18 protein-coding genes are annotated in these 22,033 nt (G+C 74.4%); 10 read left to right on the forward strand and 8 right to left on the reverse strand.

Annotated elements, in window-relative coordinates; all coding sequences use genetic code 11:
* The first annotated feature begins 1 nt into the window (after position 1).
* The 3 genes from ACFWAR_RS18960 to ACFWAR_RS18970 all read left to right on the forward strand — a co-directional run bounded on the left by ACFWAR_RS18960 (position 2) and on the right by ACFWAR_RS18970 (position 4,861).
* The gene (locus ACFWAR_RS18960; protein ID WP_385778526.1) at positions 2-2,449 is read left to right on the forward strand and encodes a helicase-associated domain-containing protein; all 2,448 of its coding nucleotides are present in this window, start codon (positions 2-4) and stop codon (positions 2,447-2,449) included.
* Positions 2,450-2,529: 80 nt separating this feature from the next.
* Positions 2,530-3,120, forward strand: a complete 591-nt coding sequence (locus tag ACFWAR_RS18965) for a DUF4291 domain-containing protein (RefSeq protein ID WP_385778528.1) — start codon at positions 2,530-2,532, stop codon at positions 3,118-3,120.
* Positions 3,121-3,217: 97 nt separating this feature from the next.
* The gene (locus ACFWAR_RS18970) at positions 3,218-4,861 is read left to right on the forward strand and encodes a DNA repair helicase XPB (RefSeq protein WP_354381266.1); all 1,644 of its coding nucleotides are present in this window, start codon (positions 3,218-3,220) and stop codon (positions 4,859-4,861) included.
* Between the two features lie 34 nt (positions 4,862-4,895).
* Here the strand turns inward: ACFWAR_RS18970 and ACFWAR_RS18975 are convergent, their stop codons facing one another.
* Complete coding sequence (locus tag ACFWAR_RS18975) at positions 4,896-5,129, reverse strand: hypothetical protein (RefSeq protein ID WP_385778530.1); 234 nt, start codon at positions 5,127-5,129, stop codon at positions 4,896-4,898.
* Between the two features lie 443 nt (positions 5,130-5,572).
* Between ACFWAR_RS18975 and ACFWAR_RS18980 the strand changes: the two genes are divergently transcribed.
* Together ACFWAR_RS18980 and ACFWAR_RS18985 are read left to right on the forward strand one after the other, a co-directional pair.
* Entirely contained in the window at positions 5,573-7,555 is a 1,983-nt protein-coding gene (locus tag ACFWAR_RS18980; RefSeq protein WP_385778639.1) for a HelD family protein, read from the forward strand.
* A 137-nt stretch (positions 7,556-7,692) separates the two neighbouring features.
* The gene (locus ACFWAR_RS18985) at positions 7,693-8,094 is read left to right on the forward strand and encodes an SHOCT domain-containing protein (RefSeq protein ID WP_385778532.1); all 402 of its coding nucleotides are present in this window, start codon (positions 7,693-7,695) and stop codon (positions 8,092-8,094) included.
* 109 nt (positions 8,095-8,203) lie between these two features.
* Here ACFWAR_RS18985 and ACFWAR_RS18990 read toward each other — a convergent pair whose 3' ends face one another.
* Positions 8,204-8,890, reverse strand: coding sequence for a copper homeostasis protein CutC (locus tag ACFWAR_RS18990; protein ID WP_385778534.1), 687 nt, complete (start codon positions 8,888-8,890; stop codon positions 8,204-8,206).
* A gap of 125 nt (positions 8,891-9,015) precedes the next feature.
* Here ACFWAR_RS18990 and ACFWAR_RS18995 point away from each other — a divergent pair, with 125 nt between their 5' ends.
* Complete coding sequence (locus ACFWAR_RS18995) at positions 9,016-9,729, forward strand: hypothetical protein (RefSeq protein ID WP_385778536.1); 714 nt, start codon at positions 9,016-9,018, stop codon at positions 9,727-9,729.
* Between the two features lie 86 nt (positions 9,730-9,815).
* A complete protein-coding gene (locus ACFWAR_RS19000) occupies positions 9,816-11,033 on the forward strand; it encodes a Cmx/CmrA family chloramphenicol efflux MFS transporter (protein WP_385778641.1) in 1,218 nt (405 codons plus the stop codon).
* Between the two features lie 7 nt (positions 11,034-11,040).
* On the opposite strand, the gene ACFWAR_RS19005 is transcribed toward ACFWAR_RS19000, so the two are convergent.
* From ACFWAR_RS19005 to ACFWAR_RS19025, 5 genes are all read right to left on the reverse strand, one after another.
* Positions 11,041-12,369: a lanthionine synthetase C family protein gene (locus tag ACFWAR_RS19005; RefSeq protein ID WP_385778538.1), complete on the reverse strand. Its 1,329-nt coding sequence runs from the start codon at positions 12,367-12,369 to the stop codon at positions 11,041-11,043.
* The gene (locus ACFWAR_RS19010) at positions 12,366-15,608 is read right to left on the reverse strand and encodes a lantibiotic dehydratase (RefSeq protein WP_385778540.1); all 3,243 of its coding nucleotides are present in this window, start codon (positions 15,606-15,608) and stop codon (positions 12,366-12,368) included. The genes ACFWAR_RS19005 and ACFWAR_RS19010 overlap by 4 nt, the downstream gene beginning before the upstream one ends.
* Before the next feature lie 116 nt (positions 15,609-15,724).
* Positions 15,725-15,880 (reverse strand): SCO0268 family class II lanthipeptide, encoded by a 156-nt coding sequence (gene lanA / locus ACFWAR_RS19015; protein ID WP_354381260.1) that lies wholly within the window; start codon positions 15,878-15,880, stop codon positions 15,725-15,727.
* 467 nt (positions 15,881-16,347) lie between these two features.
* The gene (locus ACFWAR_RS19020; protein ID WP_351041706.1) at positions 16,348-16,617 is read right to left on the reverse strand and encodes a DUF4031 domain-containing protein; all 270 of its coding nucleotides are present in this window, start codon (positions 16,615-16,617) and stop codon (positions 16,348-16,350) included.
* Between the two features lie 13 nt (positions 16,618-16,630).
* Positions 16,631-17,002, reverse strand: coding sequence for a hypothetical protein (locus tag ACFWAR_RS19025; RefSeq protein ID WP_385778543.1), 372 nt, complete (start codon positions 17,000-17,002; stop codon positions 16,631-16,633).
* Between the two features lie 181 nt (positions 17,003-17,183).
* Between ACFWAR_RS19025 and ACFWAR_RS19030 the strand changes: the two genes are divergently transcribed.
* The 3 genes from ACFWAR_RS19030 to ACFWAR_RS19040 all read left to right on the forward strand — a co-directional run bounded on the left by ACFWAR_RS19030 (position 17,184) and on the right by ACFWAR_RS19040 (position 20,725).
* Positions 17,184-18,116 carry a MurR/RpiR family transcriptional regulator gene (locus ACFWAR_RS19030; protein WP_385778643.1) on the forward strand — a complete coding sequence of 311 codons (933 nt, stop codon included), beginning with the start codon at positions 17,184-17,186 and terminating at the stop codon, positions 18,114-18,116.
* Positions 18,117-18,177: 61 nt separating this feature from the next.
* Positions 18,178-19,128 (forward strand): N-acetylmuramic acid 6-phosphate etherase, encoded by a 951-nt coding sequence (gene murQ, locus ACFWAR_RS19035; RefSeq protein ID WP_385778545.1) that lies wholly within the window; start codon positions 18,178-18,180, stop codon positions 19,126-19,128.
* A 28-nt stretch (positions 19,129-19,156) separates the two neighbouring features.
* Complete coding sequence (locus ACFWAR_RS19040; RefSeq protein WP_385778547.1) at positions 19,157-20,725, forward strand: PTS transporter subunit EIIC; 1,569 nt, start codon at positions 19,157-19,159, stop codon at positions 20,723-20,725.
* Between the two features lie 16 nt (positions 20,726-20,741).
* On the opposite strand, the gene ACFWAR_RS19045 is transcribed toward ACFWAR_RS19040, so the two are convergent.
* Positions 20,742-21,986 carry a serine hydrolase domain-containing protein gene (locus ACFWAR_RS19045; RefSeq protein ID WP_385778549.1) on the reverse strand — a complete coding sequence of 415 codons (1,245 nt, stop codon included), beginning with the start codon at positions 21,984-21,986 and terminating at the stop codon, positions 20,742-20,744.
* Positions 21,987-22,033: the final 47 nt, after the last annotated feature.

Here is a 22,033-nt window from a genome sequence, read left to right on the forward strand (position 1 = left end):
CGTGCCCGAGGCAAGCACCGCAGGGACCGCTCCGCGTTCCCTGGCAGAGGCGCTGCGCGCCCGTGACGACGCCGCGCTCGCCGCACTGCTGCGCGCCCGGCCGGACCTGCTGAACCCGGTGCCCGGCGACGTCACCCAACTGGCGACCCGGGCCGGGACCCGCGCGTCGGTGGTGCGCGCCCTGGAACACCTGGACCGCTTCGCCCTCCAGTGCGCGGAAGCGCTGGCGGTGGCCCCGGACCCGTGCCCGTACCCGGTGCTGGAGGCCCTGCTCACCGGAACGGCCCCGGGCGGCGAGGACGACCGCGCGCCGGTCGCCGACGCCGTGCGGGCCGCGCTGCCCGGGGCCCTGCGGACCCTGCGCGACCAGGCCCTCGTGTGGGGCGGGGACGACACGGTGCGACTGGTGCGCACCGCGCGGGAGTTGCTGGCCCCGTCCGCCTCCCGACCCTCCCCCACCGGGCTCGGCCCGACCGTCGCCGAGGCGACCGCGGGCATGTCCCCGGGCCGGGTCCAGGAGATCGTGCTGGCCGCCGGACTGCCCGCGACCCACGACCCGGTGTCCGCGGTGTCCGCGCTGACCGCCCTGTTCACCGACGGGGAGCGGATGTCGGCGCTGCTCGACGAGGCCCCCGCCGAGGCCCACCAGGTGTTGGGCCGCCTGGTGTGGGGGCCGCCGTACGGGGAGGTGACCGCCAACCCGACGCCGCCCGTGCGCTGGTTGCGCGACCGCGGGCTGCTGCTGCCCTCCTCGACGCGCACGGTCGTCCTGCCGCGCGAGGTCGCCCTGCACCTGCGCGGCGGATTGGCCCACCGGACGGTGGAGCCCGTGGCCCCGCCGGTGGCCGCCGCGCGCGAGCACCGTCCGCCGCTCGTGGACGCGAACGCGGCCGGGCAGGCGCTCGCCGCGCTGTCCACCGTCGAGGAGCTCGTCAAGCACTGGGAGCACACCGGCCCCGCCGTGCTGCGCGCCGGCGGCCTCGCCGTGCGCGACCTCAAGCGCACCGCCGGCGCCCTGGACACCAGCGAGTCCCTCGCCGCGTTCTGGATCGAACTCGCCTACGCGGCGGGGTTGTTGGCCAGCGACGGCGAGGCCGACGAGCGGTACGCGCCGACCCCCGCCTTCGACACCTGGGTCGAACTCCCGCCCGCCGAACGGTGGTCGGCGCTGGCTGTCGCCTGGCTCCCCGCCACCCGGACGGCCGCGCTGGCCGGGGAGCAGGACGCCAAGGGCCGCACCCTGTCCGTCCTCGGCCCCGACCTGGACCGCAGCGCCGACCCCGAGGTGCGCCGCCGGGTCCTGGAACTGCTCGGCGCGCTGCCCGAGGGCGGCTCCGCCGATCCGGCGGAGCTGCTCGCCCGGCTCGCCTGGGAGCGCCCGGTGCGCGGCACCAGCGAGCTGCGGGCCCGGCTCGCGCGCTGGACCCTGGACGAGGCGGAGCTGCTCGGGGTGACCGGGCGCGGGGCGCTCTCGGGCCCCGGTCGGGCGCTGCTCGCGCATCAGGACCCGGGGCCGCTGCTGGCGCCGCTGCTGCCGGAACCGGTGGACCACGTACTGCTCCAGGCCGACCTGACGGCCGTCGCGCCGGGCCCGCTGCGGCGGCCGCTCGGGGACGTCCTGGCCGTGCTGGCCGACGTGGAGTCCAAGGGCGGGGCGACGGTGTACCGCTTCACGCCCGGCTCCGTGCGCCGCGCCCTGGACGCCGGTCGGACCGCCTCCGACCTGCACTCCTTCCTGGCCGAGCACAGCCGTACGCCGGTACCGCAGCCGCTGACCTACCTGATCGACGACGTGGCCCGGCGGCACGGGCACCTGCGCGTGGGCTCCGCCTCCTCGTACGTGCGCTGCGACGACGACGCGGTGCTCGGCGAGCTGCTCGCCGACAAGCGTTCGGCCGGGCTCGGGCTGCGTCGGCTCGCGCCGACCGTCCTGGCCGCGCAGGCCGAACCGGGCGCGCTGCTCGACGGGTTGCGGGCGATGGGCTACGCCCCGGCCGCCGAGTCCCGCACCGGTGACGTGCTGGTGGCGCGGGCCGACGCGCACCGCACCCCGCGCCGGGCCGCGCCCGTCCCGGTGCCGGACGGGCCGCCGGTGCCCGACGCGACGCTGCTGGGCGCGGCGGTACGGGCGATCCGCGCGGGCGACCTGGCGGCGACGGCGGTGCGCAAGGAGACCGCGCCGACCGCGACGGCGGCCGCCGTCCCCGGTGAACTGCCGCGCACCAGCGCGGCGGAGACCCTGGCGACCGTGCAGGCGGCGGCGCTGACCGGGTCGGCGGTGTGGATCGGGTACGTGAACGCGGACGGCGCGGCCAGCCAGCGCGTGATCGCACCGGTCCGGGTCGAGGGCGGCTACGTCACCGGCTACGACCACACCGCGGACGAGGTCCGCACGTACGCCCTGCACCGGGTCACGGGCGTGGCGGAACTGGCCGACGACCAGGTGTGAGCACCGCGGGGCCGCGCGCTCCGGGGGGCGGCGGCGAAAACCGCTGGCCGCTCCGGTCCGCGGGCGGTGATTCTGTGGGCATGTCCACAGAACCGTCCCGCCGGATCCGCGCCGCCCACACCGCCGACACGATCACCGTCTACCAGGCGTACTCCCCGCGGCTGGGCCTCCCGGCCGCCCGCGACGGCCGCTTCCCGCCCGACTGGAAGCGGGACCGGATGACGTGGATCAAGCCGTCGTTCCTGTGGATGATGTACCGCTGCGGCTGGGGTGCGAAGGAGGGCCAGGAGACGGTCCTCGCCGTCGAGATCACCCGGGCCGGTTTCGACCACGCGCTGCGCCACGCCTGCCTGTCCCACTACGCGTCCGGCGTCCACCCCGACCGCACCGCCTGGCGCCGCGCACTGCGCGCCGCCCCGGCCCGCGTCCAGTGGGACCCCGAACGCGACCTCCACCTGGGCGCCCTGCCGCACCGCGCCCTCCAACTGGGCCTGTCCGGATCGGCCTCGCGCGCCTACGCCGACGAGTGGACGCTCTCCATCCGCGACGTCACCCCCCTGGCCCACGAGATCCATGCCCTGGTGCGCGCCGGAAACGACGACGCGGCCCGCGCCCTCCTCCCCGTCGAGACCCCCTACCCGGCGCCCCCGCTGCCGCACCTGGGCGCCTGAGGGATCCCGCCGGACCCCCACAGCCGGCGGGGGATGCGGCAGACTGGAGGTTTGGCCGTCCGCGCCCGGACGGTCACACCGCCGGAAAGGGACGCTCTTGAACGGGCCTCTGATCGTCCAGAGTGACAAGACCCTCCTGCTGGAGGTCGACCACGAGCTGTCCGCCGCCGCGCGGCGGGCGATCGCGCCCTTCGCCGAGCTGGAGCGGGCCCCCGAGCACATCCACACCTACCGGATCACCCCGCTCGGGCTGTGGAACGCCCGGGCGGCCGGGCACGACGCCGAGCAGGTCGTGGACGCGCTCGTCGAGTTCTCCCGCTATCCGGTGCCGCACGCGCTGCTCGTCGACGTCGCCGAGACGATGGCCCGCTACGGGCGGCTCACCCTCACCAAGCACCCCGTGCACGGGCTGGTCCTGACCAGCACGGACCGGCCGGTGCTGGAGGAGATCCTGCGCTCCAAGAAGATCGCCCCGCTCGTCGGCGCGCGGCTGGACGCCGACACGGTCGCCGTGCACCCCTCCGAGCGCGGGCAGATCAAGCAGACCCTGCTCAAGCTGGGCTGGCCCGCCGAGGACCTCGCCGGTTACGTCGACGGCGAGGCGCACCCGATCGAGCTGGCCGAGGACGGCTGGGCGCTGCGCCCCTACCAGCAGCAGGCGGTCGAGGGCTTCTGGCACGGCGGTTCGGGCGTGGTCGTGCTGCCGTGCGGCGCGGGCAAGACGCTGGTGGGCGCCGGGGCGATGGCACAGGCCAAGGCGACCACGCTGATCCTGGTCACGAACACCGTCTCGGCCCGTCAGTGGAAGCACGAGCTGATCAAGCGGACCTCGCTCACCGAGGAGGAGATCGGCGAGTACTCGGGCACCCGCAAGGAGATCCGCCCGGTCACGATCGCGACGTACCAGGTCCTGACGACGAAGCGGAAGGGCATCTATCCGCACCTGGAGCTCTTCGACTCCCGGGACTGGGGCCTGATCGTCTACGACGAGGTGCACCTGCTGCCGGCGCCGGTCTTCAAGTTCACGGCGGACCTGCAGGCGCGGCGGCGGCTCGGGCTGACCGCGACGCTGGTGCGCGAGGACGGCCGCGAGTCGGACGTCTTCTCGCTGATCGGTCCCAAGCGCTTCGACGCGCCGTGGAAGGAGATCGAGGCGCAGGGCTACATCGCGCCGGCCGACTGCGTCGAGGTGCGGGTCAACCTCACCGAGAGCGAGCGGCTCGCCTACGCGACGGCCGAGACGGAGGAGAAGTACCGCTTCTGCGCGACGACCGCGACGAAGCGGAAGGTCACCGAGGCGCTGGTGCGCAAGCACAAGGGCGAGCAGACGCTGGTCATCGGCCAGTACATCGATCAGCTCGACGAGCTGGGCGAGCACCTGGACGCGCCCGTCATCAAGGGCGAGACCTCGAACGCGCAGCGGGAGAAGCTGTTCAACGCCTTCCGCGAGGGCGAGATCAACGTGCTCGTGGTGTCGAAGGTCGCGAACTTCTCGATCGACCTGCCGGAGGCGACGGTGGCCATCCAGGTGTCGGGCACCTTCGGCTCGCGCCAGGAGGAGGCACAGCGCCTGGGCCGCGTGCTGCGCCCGAAGGCGGACGGTCACGAGGCGCGCTTCTACTCGGTGGTGGCCCGGGACACGATCGACCAGGACTACGCGGCCCACCGCCAGCGCTTCCTGGCCGAGCAGGGCTACGCCTACCGGATCATGGACGCGGACGAGCTGCTGGCTTCCGACTAGCGGAGCGCGGCCGAACGGTGCGTGGCCGGGGGCGTCAGCGGCGTACGACGCCGGCGTCCTCGGCGTACTCACCGAGGAGGACCACGCTCACGGCGGTCCCGGCGAATATCTTCGCGGCCCGCAGCAGACCGCCCTTGCGGCGCTGACCGGGGTGCGCGGGCGCGGCCGCTCTCGCGGTGTGGCCGTCGGCGGCGGAGCCGATGGAGGTCGTGGTGGTGGCGCCGCGAGTGTGGCGGCCCTGGCTCGGGGTGAAGGTGGCGGTGCTCATGTATCCATGGTCCTTTTCCGGCCCGGCCGACACATCGCCCTGGGGGCGGAAGCCCGCCCCCTCCCGCGTCCTCCTCGCGACGCATGGCATCCCCTAGGGAGTCTGTCGAAAGGGGGACCCTGCTCCCCCTCCCGTACGACGAGGGGCGGCGCCGGTAATCCGTTCGCGCCGCGCCGCCGCGCTGACTACAATCTCCGCTCTTGCCGCCTCCCCTCCCGCCGTCGCTCCATCACGCCGCCGGGGAGAGCCGCCGTCCGCTCGGAAACCGGACGGTCCGATCACAGAGATCAGCAGCTGGAGGCAGTTCCGTGTCCGCAGGTAGTTCCACGTCGTCGGCCGAAGCGTCCGCCGAAGCGTCCGCCGACCCGGCCGTCGACCCGTCCACAGCCCCGCTCGCCCGCGAACGGGCCCACCTCGCCGCGTCCCGTTCCGCGCTGCGCGCCATGCGCGAGGACGTCGAGTCCCTCGACATCCGCGACGTCACCGCGAACTGGGTCAACGCCATCGTCCTGCAGGCCCAGATCGACGACCGGATCAAGGCGCTCGCGGACCTGGCCCACACGCCCCTCTTCTTCGGCCGCCTCAACTACCTCCACGCGCCCGGCGCGTCCCTGGCCGAAGGCGCGGAGGGCGAGCAGTTCTACATCGGCCGCCGCCACGTCCACGACGCGGGCGGCGACCCGATGGTCATCGACTGGCGCGCGCCCGTCTCCCAGCCCTTCTACCGCGCCTCGAAGAAGGACCCGCAGGACATCGGGCTGCGCCGCCGCTTCGGGTACACGGGCGGCGAGCTGACGGCGTACGAGGACGAGCACCTCTCCGACCCCGCCGAGGCCTCCGCCGTCAGCAAGCTCCTCCAGCAGGAGATCGAGCGCCCGCGCGTCGGTCCGATGCGCGACATCGTCGCCACGATCCAGCCGGAGCAGGACGAGATCGTCCGGTCCGGGCTCGGCGGCTCGGTCTGCGTGCAGGGCGGCCCCGGTACCGGGAAGACCGCCGTCGGCCTGCACCGCGTCGCCTACCTCCTCTACGCGCACCGCGACCGGCTCGCCCGCACCGGCACCCTGGTCATCGGGCCGAACCGGTCCTTCCTCCACTACATCGAGCAGGTCCTGCCGGCCCTGGGCGAGCTGGAGGTCAAGCAGGCGACCGTCGACGACCTGGTGGCCCGCCCGGGCGTGGCCGAGGTCCGGGCCGTGGACGGGGCCGCCACGGCCGTGGTCAAGGGCGACGCGAGGATGGCGGAGGTGCTGCGCCGGGCCGTACGGTCGCACGTCACGCCGCCGACCGAGCCGCTGATGGTGGTCCGCGGATCGCGCCGCTGGCGGGTCCCGGCGTACGAACTCGCCGAGATCGTCGAAGAGCTCCAGAACCGCGACATCCGCTACGGCGCCGCCCACGACGCGCTCCCGCAGCGCATCGCGCACACCGTGCTCGTCCGGATGGAACAGGCGGGCGAGGCCCCCGACGACCGCGTTCAGGACGCGGTGGCCCGCACCCCCGCCGTCAAGGCGGTCGTCAAGCAGGCGTGGCCGCCGGTGGACCCGGCGAAGCTGGTGCTGCGGCTGCTCGCCGAGCCGGAGTTCCTCGCTGAGCACGCCGCCGGGATCCTCGACGAGGACGAGCAGCGGCTGCTGCTGTGGCCGAAGCCCTTCCGCAGCGTGAAGTCCGCGAAGTGGTCCCCGGCCGACCTGGTCCTGATCGACGAGGCGAGCGACCTGGTGGAGCGCACGCACTCGCTCGGCCACGTCGTCCTCGACGAGGCGCAGGACCTGTCCCCGATGCAGTACCGGGCGGTGGGGCGGCGCTGCACGACGGGCTCGGCGACGGTACTGGGCGACCTGGCCCAGGGGACCACGCCGTGGGCCACGCGGAGCTGGGCGGAGGCGCTGGGGCACCTGGGCAAGCCGGAGGCGGTGCTGGAGGAGCTGACGGCGGGCTTCCGCGTGCCGCGCGAGGTGATCGCGTACGCCTCGCTCCTGCTGCCGCAGATCTCGCCGGGGCTGGCGCCCGTGTCCTCGGTGCGTGAGACGCCGGGGTCGCTGGAGGTGCGGGCGGTGGCGGCCGAGGAGCTGACCGGGGCCGTGGTGGCGGCCTGCCGCGCGGCGCTCGCGCACGAGGGGTCGATCGGGCTGATCGCGGCCGACGAGCGGATCGGGGGGCTGGGCGAGGCGCTGGTCGCGGACGGTCTGCCGTACCTGGCGCCGGGTGAGGAGACCACGGCCGAGTCGCGGCTGACGCTGGTGCCGGCGTCGTTGGCGAAGGGTCTGGAGTACGACTACGTGGTCCTGGACGAGCCGGGGGCGATCGTGGCGGGCGAGCCGGACGAGCGGACCGGGCTGCGGCGGCTCTACGTCTGCCTGACCCGAGCGGTCTCGGGGCTGACGGCCCTGCATGCCGAAGCCCTGCCGGGGGCGCTGGTCTGAGGTCCGCCCCCGGGGGTCCCCCGGACGGGCTAGTCCTCGTGGTGGGGCGGGGGGTGCGGGTCGAGACTCGGACGTGGGCTCCGGCCCGGCGGCTCCGTACCCGGGGCGGCCCACCGCGGACGACCTCGGAGTGACACGTGGACGACTATCCGCTGCTCAACCTCTTCTGGACCATGCTCTGGCTCTTCCTCTGGGTCATGTGGTTCTTCCTGCTCTTCAAGGTGATCTCGGACATCTTCCGCGACCACGATCTGCACGGCTGGGGCAAGGCCGGTTGGCTGGTCCTCGTGCTCCTGCTGCCGTACATCGGCGTCTTCGTCTACCTCGTCGTCCGCGGCCACGGCATGGGCAAGCGGGACGTGAAGCAGGCCGAGGACGCGGAGCAGGCCTTCCGCCAGTACGTGCAGAAGGCCGCCGGGACCGGCGGCGCGGCCCACGCCAGCCCGGCCGACGAGCTGCACAAGCTCTCCGCGCTGAAGGAGAGCGGCCACCTCACCCAGGAGGAGTACGACCGGGCCAAGGCCAAGGTCCTGGCCTGAGGCCCTCGCACAGGCGGGCGGGTCCGGATCCGGTTCCCCCTCGGATCCGGACCCGCCCGCCGGTCAGGCCTCGGGCCAGGCCCGCCGGTCAGGCCCTCGGGTCAGGCCCTCAGGCCAGGGCCTCGCGCCAGGCGGCCACCGCCGCCGGGTCGACCGGGGCCGACCAGCCGTCGGGGCGGGCCGCGCCACCGATGTGGAAGGCGTCCACGCCCGCCGCCCGCAGCTCGGGCAGGTGGTGCAGGCCGAGCCCGCCGCCGACCAGGATCCGGGGCCCGTAGCCCTGCTCGCCGCTGCGCGCGGCCTCCGCCAGCAGGGTCGCCATACCGGCGTCCACGCCGTCGGCGGCGCCCGCCGTCAGGTAGGTGTCCAGGCCCGGCAGGTCGGCGAGCGCCTTGCGCAGCCCGTCCCGGTCCGCGGCCCGGTCGATGGCCCGGTGGAAGGTCCACCGGCAGCCGTCCAGCTCCGCGACCAGCGCCTCGACGGCCTTGAGGTCCGGGCTCCCGTCCGCGTTCAGGAAGCCGAGCACGAACTCCTGCGCCCCCTCGGCCCGCAGCGCCCGCGCGTCCTCCAGCAGCGCCTCGACGTCGCCGGAGGCGAAGCCGTCCGCCGACCGCAGCATCACGCGCAGCGGGATGTCCACGGCAGCCCGGATCGCCGCGAAGGTCTCGCGCGGCGGGGTGAGCCCGTCGGCCGCCATGTCGGTGACCAGTTCGAGACGGTCCGCCCCACCGGCCTGGGCCGCGACCGCGTCCTCCACGTCGAGGGCGATCACCTCCAGGAGCGCACGGTTGCTCATTTGACCCCATCCTTCGGATTGCTGCTCGTATGACTGGTATGGAAAATAGGTCTAGTCCAATGTCCAGGGTACGGCTCCCCCGGCACCCTCCACCAGCAGAATCACGCCACCCGCACAATGTGCGCATGGACTCCGACACACCGCAGCGCCAGCAGGGCCCCGGCGCGGACCTCCGCGCCGCCTGGCACCGGACCGCCACCGAGGCCGGAGCCGACCGCGACCCCGCCCCCTACGCCGACCGACTGCTCGCCGCCTGGGCCGAACCCCAGCGCCGCTACCACTCGACCGCGCACCTGGCCGCCGTACTCGCGCACGTCGACACCCTGGCCGCGCACGCCGCCGACCCGAGCGCCGTCCGCCTCGCCGCCTGGTTCCACGACGCCGTCTACCGCCCCGACCGGTCCGAGAACGAGGAGCGCAGCGCCGCCCTCGCCGAGCGCGCCCTGCCCGAACTCGGCATCGACGCGGCCCGCACCGCCGAGGTCGCCCGGCTCGTCCGGCTCACCGTCACCCACGACCCGGCCCCCGGCGACACCGACGGCGAGGTGCTCTGCGACGCGGACCTCGCGGTCCTGGCCGGCGCCCCGGACGCCTACGCCGCCTACGCGGCCGCCGTCCGCGAGGAGTACGGCTTCGTCCCCGACGCGGCCTTCCGCACCGGGCGCGTCGCCGTACTGCGCCAGCTCCTCGCCCTGCCCCGGCTCTTCCGCACCCCGTACGGCGCCGCCCACTGGGAGGCGCCCGCGCGCGCGAACCTCGCCGCCGAGGCGGCCGCGCTGGAACGAGCGGCCGGAGCGGCCGGAGCGACCAGCACCACCGATACGACTCATCAGGAATAAAAACACACAAAAGGGAATCACCGGGAATGCGCCGGTGTTCCGCGTCGTTGGTGCAAGGCATGCCCGCAGCAGCCGAACGCACCCGCATGCCCGTCGCCGTCTACGTCCTCGGCCTCTCCGTCTTCGCCCTCGGGACCAGCGAGTTCATGCTGTCCGGGCTGCTGCCACCGATCGCCGAGGACATGGGCGTCAGCATCCCGCAGGCCGGTCTGCTGATATCCGCCTTCGCGATCGGCATGGTCGTCGGCGCCCCGCTGCTCGCCGTGGCCACCCTGCGCCTCCCCCGCCGCACCACCCTCGTCTCCCTCATCAGCCTCTTCGGCCTCGGGCAGGTGGCGGGCGCGCTCGCCCCGACCTACGAGCTGCTCTTCGCCTCCCGCATCGTCTCCGCCCTCGCCTGCGCCGGGTTCTGGGCCGTCGGCGCGGCCGTCGCGATCGCCATGGTCGAGCGGCACCAGCGGGCCCGGGCGATGGCCGTCATGATCGGCGGCCTGTCCATCGCGAACGTCCTGGGCGTCCCGGCCGGTGCCTTCCTCGGCGAGCACCTCGGCTGGCGCTCCGCCTTCTGGTCGGTCGGCGCCGCCTCCGCCATCGCCCTCGTCGGCATCCTCGCGCTGATCCCGCCGATCCCGCTGCCCGACGAGAAGCCGCGCCTGGTGCGCGAGTTGGCCATCTACCGCGACCGCCAGGTCTGGCTGTCCATCGGCGTCACCGCGCTCGCCGCGGGCGGCGTCTTCTGCGCCTTCAGCTACCTCTCGCCGCTGCTCACCGACGTCGCCGGGCTGGACTCGGCCTGGGTCCCGTGGATCCTGGGCCTCTTCGGCGTCGGCGCGCTCGTCGGTACGACCGTGGGCGGCCGGGTCGCCGACGCGCACCTCTTCGGGGTGCTGCTGTGGGGCATCAGCGCCTCCACCGTCTTCCTGGCCGCCCTCGCGCTGCTGGCCTCCGTGCAGGTGGCCGCGATCGCGCTGGCCTTCCTGCTGGGCTTCTCCGCCTTCTTCACGGCCCCGGCGCTCAACGCCCGCATGTTCAACGTGGCGGGCGCCGCCCCCACCCTGGCCGGGGCGACCACCACGGCCGCCTTCAACCTGGGCAACACCGGCGGCCCCTGGCTCGGCGGTACGGTCATCGACGCGGGCTGGGGCTTCGCCGCCACCGCCTGGGCGGGCGGCGCCATGACGGTCACCGCGATCGCGCTGGCCGTCGTGTCCCTGCGCCTGGAACGCCGTACGCCGCCCCGCGCGACCCGCGTCGTCACCTCGTCCGACGCCTCCGCGTCCGCGCTGGCGCAGGAGCGGGTCTAGCCGTTCCCTACGACAGCAGCAGCGGCATGTCCCAGCCCGAGGGCGCGCCACCGACGGAGTAGGCGTCCAGCGCCAGGGCCAGGCCCGCCGCCCCGTCCAGGTATCCCGAGACGTCCGTGCCGTACGCCGCCCGCGTCATGGTGAAGCGGAAGCCGAAGGGCAGCTCCGGGTCGAAGTCCGCGACGAGGCGGGCCGCGATGCCGTCCCGGACCGCCTCGATCCGGGGGTCGCCGACGTGCTCGTTCAGTCGGCCGAGCTGGTGCAGGGCGCCCGCCCAGCCGTGGCACAGCGCGTTGTCGTTGATCCCCCAGCGCTCGGGCGGCAGCGTCAGCATCCGCTCCACCGAGCCGAGCGCCGTGGCCGCCCAGTCCGCCCGGTCCAGCGCCAGCCCGGCCAGTTGCAGCCCGCGCGAGACCCCCGGCGCGCCGTAGCACCAGGACGGCCAGCCCGCGGGGACGGCGTAGGCGTCGGGCCCCGCGAGGTAGTCGGCCAGGCTCAGGTGCGGGGGCCAGTACGTGCCGTGCTCGTCGCGCACCACCCACCGGGTGAGCAGGGCCGCGGCCGACTCGATGGCGTCCCGCTGCCCGGGGACCCGTACGCCCTGGCTCCAGGCCAGCGACAGCAGCGCCAGCGGCCCGGCGACCCCGTGCGAGATCCCGAGGTTGAGGTGGCCGTCGGGGAGCTTGGCCTCGGAGCCGATCCGCGGCGCGTCCAGGGCCCACCAGCGCGGCACCTTGTGGCCGCGGTGCTCCACCTCGCCCTGCGCCAACCGGACCAGGTAGGCCAGTACGGACTCCAGCTCGGCCCCGCAGGTCTCGGCGCGGGCCAGGAGGTAGCGGCCCACGCCGGTCATCCCGCGCACCACCTCGTAGTGACCGATGGTGGGCAGCGGGGAGTCCTCCGGGACGGCGGGCATCGCCGTGCGGACCAGGCCGCGCTGGTACGCGTCCAGCTTCTGGAGGACGGAGACGTAGCCGCCGGTGGCGCGGTGGGCGAGCAGCGCGGCGAAGGCGAGGGCGCCGGGCCCCTTGAAGATCCCGCTCGGGACGGTCTCGCCGGTACCGGCGGCGCGGGTCGCGAGCGTCAGGTAGCCGTGCGCGCGGGCCGTGCGGTCGGTCCCGGGGCGGGCCGCACCGCTGAAGGCGATGGCCAGGCCCGGGCTGCCGCTGCCGAGGGTCAGCTCGGCCCAGATCCCCTCGGGCTCGCCGTCGTCGGAGGCCTCGGCGGGGATCCGGGTGGCGGCCATCGTGGCGGCGGGGTCGGCCAGCCGGTCCAGTACCTGTTCCGAGACCTCTCCGGCGCGCTCGCGCAGCCGGGCGTTGTCGGCGGTGGTCATCGGCTGCTCCTGCTCATCGGTCGCGCCCGCTCGTCGCGGTCGGCATCGGGGTCGCCGTCGCGGACGGCACCGGCATCGGGGACGACACCGGTACCGGAGGCGGTGCGGTGCGCGTGGGCGCGGCTGGCGAGGCGGGTGCGGGCGGCTCCGCGCAGCACCGCGTAGGCGCGGGCCTCCGCCGCCGGGTCGATGCCGAAGAGCCGGTTGTGCCGCATGTGCAGCAGGGACAGCACGGCCTCGTCCCGGTCCGCCTCGGGCGCGGCCAGCAGCAGTGCGCCGAAGGCGCGCGGTTCGGGTGACCGCGTCCACAGCTCGGCGACGGCGGGGACGCCGAGGCGGTCGCCGACCCGGCGGGCGGTGTCCCCGGGGGCCCCGCCGGGGTGGATCAGCTCGTCGGCGAGGGCGCGGTGGCGCTGGTAGACCTCGTGGTCGGGGCCCTTGGTGAACATGTGGTCCGCCCAGGCGCACCAGTCCCACTCCCCGAGGGAGTCCAGCAGGACCGCGTGCCCGGCGGCGGCGAGGACCTCGTCGGGCACCGCGGCCGCCCCGGCGCGCCGGGCCCGCAGCTGGATCAGCGCGGACCGGCTGTCGGTGAGGAAGAGCCCCTCGGCCGCCTCCTGGGCGGCCGCCCCCAGGTAGCGGTCGGTCTCGGGCCGGTAGGTGTCCAGGACCAGCGTCCGCACGGTGCCCGCCTCGACCAACCGGCGCACGTGCCGGGCCACGGCGGGCAGCACCCGCGCGTGCAGCGCCGCCGGGTCGCCGTGCAGCCGGATCCGCAGGTGCGGATCGGGATCGCGGTAGCGCAGGAAGAACCAGCGGTCCACGTCCGCGTCGACCTCGGCGAGCAGCCGCGGGAGGTGGTCGGCGAGCAGCGCGTCGTGGACGCCCGGCTCGGCGTACAGCTTGAGGGAGAGCCAGTCCTCGCCGGGCAGGTGGACGGCGGTGGGCGCGGTGCGCACGGCGGAGCGGGCGAGCGGCGCGGGCCCGCCGGGCGGGGTCGGCCCGGCGGCGCGGGCGGCCCGTACCAGCGGGACGACGATCTCGGTGCTGTGTCCGCCGTTCCAGCCGAGCCCGGCGCCACCGGCGGTGAGGTCCTCGTACAGCTGGAACCGGGGTTCCTTCGCGGTCAGTTCGGCGCGCAGCAGCCCCTGGTCCCAGGGCTCGCTCAGGTCGACGGGGAACATCTGGTCGTTGCGGGCGATCTGGATCCGGTCGGGCACCCGCCCCCGGCGCCGCCAGGCGCGCAGCCCCTCCTCCCACACGGAGTCGTCGGAGGAGCGGGCCGCGTCCAGCAGCCCGCGCCCGGCGAGCCAGCGGCGCGGGGCGGTGATCACGCGGCCGTAGCGGACGCTCGGGAGGTACGGGAGCACGTCGAGCCCGGCCCAGTCCCACCCGGACCACACCCGCGGGCGGGCCGCGGCGAGGTCGCTGAGGAAGCGGGCGACGGGCGGGGCCTGGGCGTCGAGGGCCAGCATGTGCGGGAAGACGGGGACGACCGGGCGGCCGGTGGGCCCGTGCAGCAGGCGCAGCCCGTCCTCCCCGGCGGCGACGAGCAGGGTGCGCCAGTCCAGGCAGTGCGGATCGCCGCGGTCGTCGGCGACGCCGATCGGGATCCGGTGCTCCAGCAGCGGCGGGACCTGCACGATGTTCAGGGAGCGCGGATCGGTGGGCATGACGTCGACCTGCGCGAGGATCGGCTCGTCGGCGGGGTCCGCGCCCGGGTCCGGGTCGGGGCCGACCGCCAACGCCCGCAGTTCTTCGGTGAGCCCGGTGACGGCGGCGAAGCGGCCCGCGGTCGCACCGGCCGTCCAGGAGCCGATGTGCGGGCTGCCGAGCAGGGTGAACTCGCCCCGGTCGAGGGCCTCCTGGCTGTCGGCGAGGACCTGGAAGCAGAGTTCGAGGGTGCGCGGGGCGCGGGCCGCCGGGTCGTGTCCGACGGCGGTGGCCAGCCGGGCCACGTCCGCGTCGGTGAGCTCGATGTCGCCGCCGTCGAGGACCGCCCGTTGGGTGAGTTCCGCGATGGCCGCGCGGCGCGGGCGGTCGGCGTCCTCGCCGGGGCCGGTGCGCGGGTGCGCGGGCGCGGGGGCTCCGTAGGAGGGCGGCAGGCCGAGCCCGCGGTGCGGGTCGACGAGGTCGCCGAGCGGGACGGCGCAGGCGGTGCCGTAGCGCTCGATGAACCGCTCGCGGTAGTCCCGCATGTGGTCGAGGCTGGTCCACTGCGGGGTCATCGCCCAGATCGCGGCGGCGTAGCGGCGCACTTCCTCGCCGATCGCCTCGGGCAGCACGAGGTCGGCGGGCATCCGCAGGTCGACGTGGACGGGCGGCCGCTCCCCGGCCCCGCCCCGCGCCCGCGCGCCGCTCCCGCCGTCCGGTCCGTCGAGGGCGCGTACGGCGTCCAGCAGGGCCCGCCAGGACGCGTGCCCCTCGCCGGGCCGGTCCGCCTCGTGCGCGGCGGCCGCGGTGCGGACCGCGCGCAGCCCTTCGGCGGCGCCCGGGACCGCCCCGGCCACGGCGGCCTCGATCCGGTCGAGGAGCGCGGCGTCGATGCGGTGCGGGGTCAGGGGGGTGAGCAGGAAGCCGTGCTGGACGAGTCCGGCCAGCAGCCCGTCGATGCGCTCGGCGCCGACCGTCGGGAAGCGCTCGACCAGGGCGTCGAGCAGGTCGGTGTACGGGACCGGGCGGGCGGCGGCCTCGCGGACGACGGCGACGAGCGCGTTGTCCTGGACCGAGACCTCCCGCTCGCCGGTGTGCCGCACGAGCCTCCCGTCGCGGCGCACGCACAGGTCGTTCAGCACCACGTCGGTGCGCCGACGCACCTCGGGCACCGCGAGCCAGTCGCGCACCCGCCGGTGCAGCCAGGCGCCGTCGAGCCGGACTGCGACCTCCGCGGGGGCGGTGGTCGGACCGGTGGGCGGGGCGGTGGGCTCCGTCGTGGCCGCCGCGGCCGCCGTGGCGAAGCGGGCCCGGGAGACGCCGGCGAAGAGGCCGAAGGGGGTGGGGCGCCCGCCCGCGCGGCGGGCGTAGCGGGTGAGGGTCCGGGCCGCGCTGAGGGTCCGCTTGCGGCCGAGGGCGGCGGCGCCCGCGTCGGTGGCGAGGCGCTGGAGGCTCAGGGAGAGGCTGCCGCTGGCGACCTCGACGGCCTGGCGCAGCAGCGGGTCGGCGGCCAGCAGGCGCAGGCCCGGGACGGGATCGGCCGCGTCGATCCGGGCTTCGGCGCTCCCGCGCGGTGTGCTCGCCATGCGCACGAGCACCGGTCCTCGCACCTCGAAGAGGTCCAACGTCGTTCATCCCCCGTGTCGGTACGAAGAAGCGGGGCGGGCACCGGCCCGCCCCGCTTCACATCACGTCTACCGCGTCAGCAGCAAGTGGGGCAGCGGGTGCCGATGGCGTAGCTGCTCGGCGAGGTGAAGGTACCGGCGCCGAACTCCTGCGACTGGTCGGAGACCTCGGAGATGCTGAGGTCGAGGTCCAGGTCGGACGTGTCGTTGGCGAGAATCATTTCGATGCGCATGTGTCCCCCATCGGGTTCGTGAAGCGAACAAATGATCGATACATCAGAGCGCCTGTTCGGTGCCCGCCCTCACACCTTTCATTGCGGCAGCATTGCGCCGGGAGCTGTTTTTCGGCCAACCGAAAGAAATGCCGGAGCGGCCCCTTCGCGGCGCAAAAACGGGGCCCACGACGGCCTCCGCACGTCCCCCTCGACCGGAACCACCGCTTCAGCCAGGAACTTCTCCGACCCTCCGCAGCAACGGAGTTACCCGCTCCAGCGCACCGGAAGCCGGACCTTCCGGGCTCCACCGGCTCACGGACGGCCACATCCGGCCGCGCGCCGGACCCCCCGCTCCCCACCACGGGACCCACCCGACACACCAGCGCCCACGTGGCGCGATCGCGCCCTTGCCATGATCGCGTTCCACGGCCTATCGGGCGGGCGACTCAGGCGGACGAACGGCACGGACCGACGACGCGGACGGCTCAGGCCGACGGGCGGCCCTTCGGTCGGCGCAGGCCGGCCGCCGTGATCCGGCGGACGATCTCCTTGCTGCCCACCTCGACGGCGCCCGCGCGCACCGCGTCCGCGTACCGGTGCGAGGGGACGTCGTAGTGGTCGCGCTCGAAGGCCCGCTCCGGGCAACCGATGGCCGCCGCGAAGGCGTGCAGCTCCTCGAAGGAGACGTCGCTGACCAGGTGCGACCACATCCGGCCGTGCCCCGGCCAGGTCGGCGGGTCGATGTAGAGGGTCACCCGGGCCCCGGCCCTAGTGACCGAGGACGGAGCCGAGCCCGCCCACGGCCGCCACCTTCACGCCCTGCTTCCCGCACACCCAGTGCGGATCGGGCCCCAACTCCGGGTCCACGTCCATCGCGTGCAGGTCGGAGTGCGAGCAGACCGGACACAGCGGCCAGCGCCCGTGCTTCTCCAGGAGCGCGTCCTGCACGTCCTGGGCGACGAGCCCGGCGAGGTAGTCGGCCCCCTCCGGCCACTGCTCCGCCCACCAGCGGCGGTGCACGACCGAGTCCTCGACGAGGGAGACGACATCGGCGTCGGCGACCTCACCCGCGATGAGGTCGGCGAGTACGAGAGCACGAGCGGCGTGCAGCGCCTGCTCCAGGGGGGTCGCGTGGTCCATACGAGTCATTGTGGACCCCCGCGCCCCAAGTGGCGAAGGTCCCGCCCGGCAGGTGACTTATGGCGCCTTGACGCCCGCAACCGCGTGAAAATATCTTTCAGGGGTGAGCGAAAACCAGAAGGAAACTTTCAGCCGGAGCCCGGTGACGGCCCCGGCCCCGGCCCCGGCCCCGGTCGCCCCGATCGCCCCCGCCGTGATCCCCGGCCCCGAGACCCTGCGCGCCAAGATCCGCACGCTGGGCCCCGCCATGACCCGTTCCATGCTGGTCGTCGCCGAGGCCGTCGCCGCCGATCCGGCCGACTGCTCGAAGCTCACCGTCACCGCGCTGGCCGCCCGTACCGGCACCAGCGAGGCCACCGTGGTCCGCACCGCCCGCCTGCTCGGCTACCCCGGCTACCGGGACCTGCGCCTCGCGCTCGCCGCGATCGCCGCCCGCCAGGAATCCGGCGCCGCCCCCGCCCTCACCGCCGACATAGCCGTGGACGACCCGATCGCGGACGTCATCGCCAAGCTGGCCTACGAGGAGCAGCAGACCCTCGCCGAGACCGCGGCCGGGCTGGACCACGCCCAGCTGGCGGCCGCGGTCAACGCGCTGGCCGCCGCCCGCCGCATCGACATCTACGGCGTCGGCGCCTCCTCCCTGGTCGCCCAGGACCTCGCGCAGAAGCTGCTCCGCATCGGCCTGATCGCCCACGCGCACGGCGACCCGCACCTGGCCATCACCAACGCCGTCCTGCTGCGCCCCGGGGACGTGGCCGTCGCGATCACGCACTCCGGCGCCACCGGCGACGTGATCGAGCCGCTGCGCCACGCCTTCGAGAACGGCGCCACCACCATCGCCGTCACCGGCCGACCCGGCGGGCCGGTCGCCCACTACGCCGACCTCGTCCTCGCCACCTCCGCGGCCCGGGAGACCGAGCTGCGCCCGGCGGCCATGTCGAGCCGGACCAGCCAACTGCTCGTCGTCGACTGCCTCTTCGTCGGCATCGCGCAGGCCTCCTTCGCCACGGCCGCCCCCGCCCTGGCCGCCTCCTACGAAGCCCTGGCCCCCCGCCACCGCACCACCACACCGACAACCCCCCGCCCACCCAAATCCAGCCCGCCCGGCGTTTGAGGGCCCGCCGGAGGCCAACAACACGGCCACAGACCACCCGCACACCCGCAAGGAGCCACCCATGCCCACCCACCAGGCCAGCGCCAGCGACCTCCGCGCCCAACTGGACACCCTCACCACCGAGGCCTTCCGCCCCGAACTCGCCGACATCGACCGCCTCCCCACCCTCGACATCGCCCGCGCCATGAACGCCGAGGACACCGCCGTCCCCACGGCCGTCGCCGCACAGCTCCCGCGGATCGCCGCCGCCATCGACGCCATCGCGGAGCGCATGGCCCGCGGCGGCCGCCTGATCTACGCCGGTGCCGGCACCGCCGGTCGGATGGGCGTCCTGGACGCGAGCGAGTGCCCGCCCACCTTCAACACCGACCCCTCCGTCGTCGTCGGCCTGATCGCGGGCGGCCCCTCCGCCATGGTCAAGGCCGTCGAGGGCGCCGAGGACTCCCCGGAGCTGGCGGTCGCGGACCTCACCGCCCTCGGCCTGACCGCCGACGACACGGTCATCGGCATCTCGGCCTCCGGTCGCACCCCGTACGCCATCGGCGCCGTCGAGTTCGCCCGTACCCGCGGCGCGCTCAGCGTCGGCCTGTCCTGCAACGCGGACTCCGCGCTCGGCGCGGCCGCCGAACACCCCGTCGAGGTCGTCGTCGGCCCCGAGCTGCTCACCGGTTCCACCCGCCTCAAGGCCGGGACCGCCCAGAAGCTCGTCCTGAACCTCATCTCGACGATCGTGATGATCCGCCTCGGCAAGACCTACGGGAACCTGATGGTCGACCTGCGCGCCTCCAACGAGAAGCTGCGCGCCCGCTCCCGCCGCATCGTCGCCCTCGCCACCGGCGCCCCGGACGACGAGATCGAGGCCGCGCTCGGCGCCACCGGCGGCGAGGTCAAGCACGCGATCCTCGTCATCCTCGGCGCGGTCGACGCCCCCACGGCCGCGGACCTGCTGGAGTCCTCCCACGGCCACCTCCGCGAAGCGCTCACCGCCGCGCGCCCCGCCCCCACCACCTGACCGCCACCACCGAGGGACGACCCGCACCATGTCCACAGACAAGAACCGCGCCACCGCCGCCGCGATCCTTCCGCTGGTCGGCGGCCCCGACAACATCACCTCGATCGCGCACTGCATGACCCGCCTGCGGATCGGCCTGCGCGACCGCACCCTCGTCCAGGACGAGGCCCTCAAGGCCCTGCCCGCGGTCATGGGCGTCGTCGAGGACGACACGTACCAGATCGTCCTCGGCCCGGGTACGGTCGCCCGCGTCACCCCCGAGCTGGAAGCCCTCGTCGCCGAGGAACGCGCCGCGGCCCCCGCACCGGCCACGCCCGCGGCCCCGCCGTCCCCGCACACCGTGACCGCCGAGGAGCTCGCCGCCCAGGGCGCGGCCATCAAGCAGGCCCAGAAGGCGAAGAACTCGACCCCCCTCAAGCTCTTCCTGCGCCGCGTCGCCAACATCTTCGTCCCGCTGATCCCCGCCCTCATCGGCTGCGGCATCATCGCGGGCCTCAACGGCCTGCTGACGAACTTCGGTTGGCTGCCCACCATCGTCCCGGCCCTCGCCGCGATGGCCTCCGGCTTCATGTCGCTGATCGCCGTCTTCGTCGGCTACAACACGGCCAAGGAGTTCGGCGGCACGCCGATCCTGGGCGGCGCCGTCGCCGCGATCATCGTCTTCCCCGGCGTCGCGAAGATCGACGTCTTCGGCCAGCAGCTCTCCCCCGGCCAGGGCGGCGTGCTCGGCGCCCTCGCCGCCGCACTGCTCGCCGTCTACGTCGAGAAGTGGTGCCGGCGCTGGGTCCCCGAGGCCCTCGACGTCCTCGTCACGCCGACCCTCACCGTGCTGATCTCCGGCCTGGTCACCATCTTCGGCCTGATGTTCCTCGCCGGTGAGGCCTCCCGGGCCATCGGGACCTTCGCCACCTGGCTGCTCGCCACCGGCGGCGCCTTCGCCGGGCTGGTCCTCGGCGGGCTCTTCCTCCCCCTGGTCATGCTCGGCCTGCACCAGGCACTGATCCCGATCCACACCACCTTGATCGAGCAGACCGGCTACACCGTCCTGCTCCCCATCCTCGCCATGGCCGGCGCGGGCCAGGTCGGCGCGGCCATCGCGGTCTACTACCGCCTCCCGCGCAACGGATCGTTGCGCCGCACCATCAAGTCCGCCCTTCCGGCCGGTTTCCTGGGCGTCGGCGAACCGCTGATCTACGGCGTCTCGCTGCCGCTGGGCCGCCCCTTCGTCACCGCCTGCGTCGGCGGCGCGGCCGGCGGAGCCTTCATCGGCCTCTTCAACCAGCTCGGCTCGGCCTTCGGTTCGACCGCGATCGGCCCCTCGGGCTGGGCCCTGTTCCCCCTGCTCAACGGCAAGGGCGGGCTGGGCATGACGATCGCCATCTACGCGGGCGGCCTGGCCGTCGGCTACGCGGTCGGCTTCCTCGCCACCTACTTCTTCGGCTTCACGAAGCAGATGCTGGTGGACCTCAACACCGACCCGGAGCCGGACCCGGCCACCGCGGCCGCCACCGACCCGGCCGCGACCACCGCGGACGGCACGCACGGCACGGACGGCACGCCCCCGCCGGCCCCCGCGAAGGAACCGGCGATGTCGTAGTCCACGGGCACCGCCGTCACCGCGCCGCGGGTGCGGCGGGCAGGTTGAAGACGTTCCCCGGCGAGGCGATCTTCGTGATCGCCTCGCCGAAGACCGTCGAGGGCTCCGCGCCCTTGTAGTTGACGTCGGTGTTCAGCACCACGACGAGCGACGCCTTCGCCTCGGGCAGGTAGACGGTCAGCGACTCGTAGCCCGGCAGCGAACCGTTGTGCCCGATCCAACCCTGCACCTTGAAGATTCCGAGGCCGTAACCCGCCCCCGGGATCGTGGTCTTGATCGTGTCCAGCCGGTCCTTCTGCGTGGCCGGGCTCAGCATGTCCTTGCCGTCGGGCAGGACGCCCGTGGCCACCGTCGGCGCCCAGGTGTGCAGGTCGTCGAGGGTGGAGATCATCGCCCCGGCCGCCCACCCCCAGGAGGGGTTCCAGTCGGCCGAGTCCTCCACCTTCCCGCTGGCCGTCTGCTCCGTGTACCCCTGCGCGTGCGGTTCGGGGAACTCCGCGCCCTTCGGGAAGAGCGTCCGGTCCATCCCCGCCGGGGTCAGGACGTGCTCGTCGACGTAGTCCGCGAGCTGCTGCCCGCTCTGCTTCTCGACCACCAGGCCGAGCAGGATCAGGTTGGTGTTGCAGTAGGAGAACTTCGCCCCCGGCGCGAAGAGCACCGGGTGCTTGAAGGCGTAGTCCAGCAGCTGCTGCGGCGTGAACGGCTTGTCGGGATTGCTGGTCAGCGCCTTGTAGAAGCCCTCGTCCGCCGAGTAGTTGAAGAGCCCGCTGCGCATCTCCGCCAGCTGCCGCAGCGTGATCTTGTCCCCGTTGGGCACCCCGCTGACGTACGTGTCGATGGTGTCGTCCAGCTTCACCTTGCCCTGGTCCACGAGCTGGAGCAGGGCGGTCACGGTGAAGGTCTTCGTCTCGCTGCCGATCCGCATGTACAGGTCGCGGGCCATCTTCTGCCCGGTGGCCTTGTCGGCGACGCCGAAGGAGCGGACGTACTCACCCTTGTCCGGCGTCCACAGCCCCACGCTCACCCCGGGCACCTTCGCCTCGGTCATGATCCGCTGCACGGCCGCGTCCAGCTGCTTGGCCACGGCGGGCGTCAGCTGCCGTACGGTCCCGGGCGCCACCGGCGGATCGGTCGCGGCGGAGACGCCCGGCACGGCCGTCCCCTGGGCGAAGGCCGCCCCACCGGCGAGCGGCACCAGCAGCATCCCGGCCGCGACCGCGGTCACGGCCCCCCTGCGCAACCGCATGGACGAGTGCGTCATGGCCCGACTCCCGCCGTACGAGAACAAACCCGACATCCAGCGTAGGT

This window comes from Streptomyces sp. NPDC059917, from assembly GCF_042730635.1.
In the GTDB taxonomy this organism is placed as follows: domain Bacteria; phylum Actinomycetota; class Actinomycetes; order Streptomycetales; family Streptomycetaceae; genus Streptomyces.

What these genes read in the sequence shown, in the direction of transcription:
- ACFWAR_RS18965 (WP_385778528.1), top strand. Translation starts at nt 2,530, where the DNA reads ATGTCCACAGAACCGTCCCGCCGGATCCGCGCCGCCCACACCGCCGAC.
- ACFWAR_RS18975 (WP_385778530.1), bottom strand. Translation starts at nt 5,129, where the DNA reads ATGAGCACCGCCACCTTCACCCCGAGCCAGGGCCGCCACACTCGCGGC.
- ACFWAR_RS18980 (WP_385778639.1), top strand. Translation starts at nt 5,573, where the DNA reads ATGCGCGAGGACGTCGAGTCCCTCGACATCCGCGACGTCACCGCGAAC.
- ACFWAR_RS18990 (WP_385778534.1), bottom strand. Translation starts at nt 8,890, where the DNA reads ATGAGCAACCGTGCGCTCCTGGAGGTGATCGCCCTCGACGTGGAGGAC.
- ACFWAR_RS18995 (WP_385778536.1), top strand. Translation starts at nt 9,016, where the DNA reads ATGGACTCCGACACACCGCAGCGCCAGCAGGGCCCCGGCGCGGACCTC.
- ACFWAR_RS19000 (WP_385778641.1), top strand. Translation starts at nt 9,816, where the DNA reads ATGCCCGTCGCCGTCTACGTCCTCGGCCTCTCCGTCTTCGCCCTCGGG.
- ACFWAR_RS19005 (WP_385778538.1), bottom strand. Translation starts at nt 12,369, where the DNA reads ATGACCACCGCCGACAACGCCCGGCTGCGCGAGCGCGCCGGAGAGGTC.
- ACFWAR_RS19010 (WP_385778540.1), bottom strand. Translation starts at nt 15,608, where the DNA reads ATGGCGAGCACACCGCGCGGGAGCGCCGAAGCCCGGATCGACGCGGCC.
- lanA (WP_354381260.1), bottom strand. Translation starts at nt 15,880, where the DNA reads ATGCGCATCGAAATGATTCTCGCCAACGACACGTCCGACCTGGACCTC.
- ACFWAR_RS19025 (WP_385778543.1), bottom strand. Translation starts at nt 17,002, where the DNA reads ATGGACCACGCGACCCCCCTGGAGCAGGCGCTGCACGCCGCTCGTGCT.
- murQ (WP_385778545.1), top strand. Translation starts at nt 18,178, where the DNA reads ATGCCCACCCACCAGGCCAGCGCCAGCGACCTCCGCGCCCAACTGGAC.
- ACFWAR_RS19040 (WP_385778547.1), top strand. Translation starts at nt 19,157, where the DNA reads ATGTCCACAGACAAGAACCGCGCCACCGCCGCCGCGATCCTTCCGCTG.
- ACFWAR_RS19045 (WP_385778549.1), bottom strand. Translation starts at nt 21,986, where the DNA reads ATGACGCACTCGTCCATGCGGTTGCGCAGGGGGGCCGTGACCGCGGTC.